The following is a 1,932-nucleotide window of genomic DNA, read 5'->3' as shown; positions in this document are numbered from 1 at the left end:
AACGCTCCCCTACCCAGCAGGTCGAAACTACACCTGCTGTCATAGCTTCGGTATATGATTTAAGCCCCGTTATATCTTCCGCGCAGGACAACTTGACCAGTGAGCTGTTACGCTTTCTTTAAATGATGGCTGCTTCTAAGCCAACATCCTGGCTGTCTATGCTATCCCACTTCGTTCTCCACTTAATCATAATTTTGGGACCTTATCTGATGATCTGGGTTGTTTCCCTTTCCACGACGGACGTTCGCACCCGCCGTGTGTCTCCCGTATTCGATCTATCGGTATTCGTAGTTTGCATCGGATAAGCAGACATTTCTGTCCCTCTAGCCGAAACAGTGCTCTACCCCCAACAGAAATCATACGAGGCGCTACCTAAATAGCTTTCGGGGAGAACCAGCTATCTCCCGGTTTGATTGGCCTTTCACCCCTAACCACAAGTCATCCGCTAATTTTTCAACATTAGTCGGTTCGGTCCTCCAGTTAGAGTTACCTAACCTTCAACCTGCTCATGGCTAGATCACCGGGTTTCGGGTCTATATCCTACAACTCTATCGCCGGTTAAGACTCGGTTTCCCTACGGCTCCCTTATGAAGTTAACCTCGCTGCAGAATATAAGTCGCTGACCCATTATACAAAAGGTACGCAGTCATCTAAATTATTTAGACTCCTACTGCTTGTACGTATACGGTTTCAGGTTCTATTTCACTCCCCTAACCGGGGTTCTTTTCACCTTTCCCTCACGGTACTAGTTCACTATCGGTCAATCAGTAGTATTTAGCCTTGGAGGATGGTCCCCCCATCTTCAGACAGGATGTACGTGTCCCGTCCTACTCTTCGAACCAGATATCGGATCTTTTCAGATACGGGGTCATCACCCTCTATGACTGTCTTTTCCAAGATCATTCTCTTAAAAACCGATATCGAACTTTGTTCTTGGGCTTCTCCCGTTTCGCTCGCCACTACTCAGGGAATCTCATTTGATTTCTTTTCCTCGGGGTACTAAGATGTTTCAGTTCTCCCCGGTTTGCCTCGCACGACTATTTATTCATCGTACGATAACTTCGTTTAGTTGGGTTTCCCCATTCGGATATCGCCGATTAAACGCTTCTTATCAGCTCATCGACGCTTTTCGCAGATTAGCACGTCCTTCTTCGCCTCTGATTGCCAAGGCATCCACCGAATACGCTTGTTCATCTAACCTTCACAACTGAAAGAAGAATGTTTCAACTTCATCCTTCAGATCAAGATGAGAATATATAATCTCGTCAAATTCTTTACGATTTGACGAGATTTAGCTTGTTTCACATTCGATTTTAAAAGAGCTATCTCGTCCCCTAGGGGATTTGAACCCCTGTTGCCGCCGTGAAAGAGCGGTGTCCTAACCTCTAGACGAAGGGGACAATGATCTTTTTTCTTTAAAAAAAAAGATAACTATTTCTACTATTGAAATTTTTAAAATGCTCTATCTTGCGAACACCTGCGCATCTTTAAGGAGGTGATCCAACCACAGGTTCCCCTACGGTTACCTTGTTACGACTTCACCCCAGTCATGAATCATAAAGTGGTAGGCTCTATCCTACGAATAGGTTAAAGATACCTGCTTCTTTTACAACCCACTTCCATGGTGTGACGGGCGGTGTGTACAAGGCCCGAGAACGTATTCACCGCGACATGCTGATTCGCGATTACTAGCGATTCCTACTTCATGGAGTCGAGTTGCAGACTCCAATCCGGACTGTGACGTACTTTCTTAGTTTGGCTCTCTTTTGCAAGTTCGCTTCTCTCTGTATACGCCATTGTAGCACGTGTGTAGCCCTACTCGTAAGGGCCATGATGACTTGACGTCGTCCTCTCCTTCCTCCGGTTCATCACCGGCAGTCTTCTTTGAGTTCCCGACCGAATCGATGGCAACAAAGAACAAGGGTTGCGCTC

The 1,932-nt window shown here is 46.1% G+C and carries 1 tRNA gene and 2 rRNA genes (2 of these 3 running past the window's edge); all 3 read right to left on the bottom strand.

Annotated features, from left to right (window positions below):
* Nucleotides 1–1,200, bottom strand: a 23S ribosomal RNA gene (locus AOQ87_RS01150); it reaches 1,721 nt to the left of the window's first position.
* 128 nt (nt 1,201–1,328) lie between these two features.
* Nucleotides 1,329–1,400 (bottom strand) — tRNA-Glu (locus tag AOQ87_RS01145).
* 88 nt (nt 1,401–1,488) lie between these two features.
* A 16S ribosomal RNA gene (locus AOQ87_RS01140) occupies nt 1,489–1,932 on the bottom strand (it continues 1,137 nt past the right edge of the window).
* The 16S and 23S rRNA genes sit together here with 1 tRNA gene alongside, the layout of an rRNA operon.

The sequence above is a fragment of the Candidatus Riesia pediculischaeffi genome (genome assembly GCF_002073895.1).
Classification (GTDB): Bacteria; Pseudomonadota; Gammaproteobacteria; order Enterobacterales; family Enterobacteriaceae; genus Riesia; species Riesia pediculischaeffi.
Note: the sequence above shows the minus strand (reverse complement) of the source record. Positions and strands in the feature narration are given on the sequence as shown.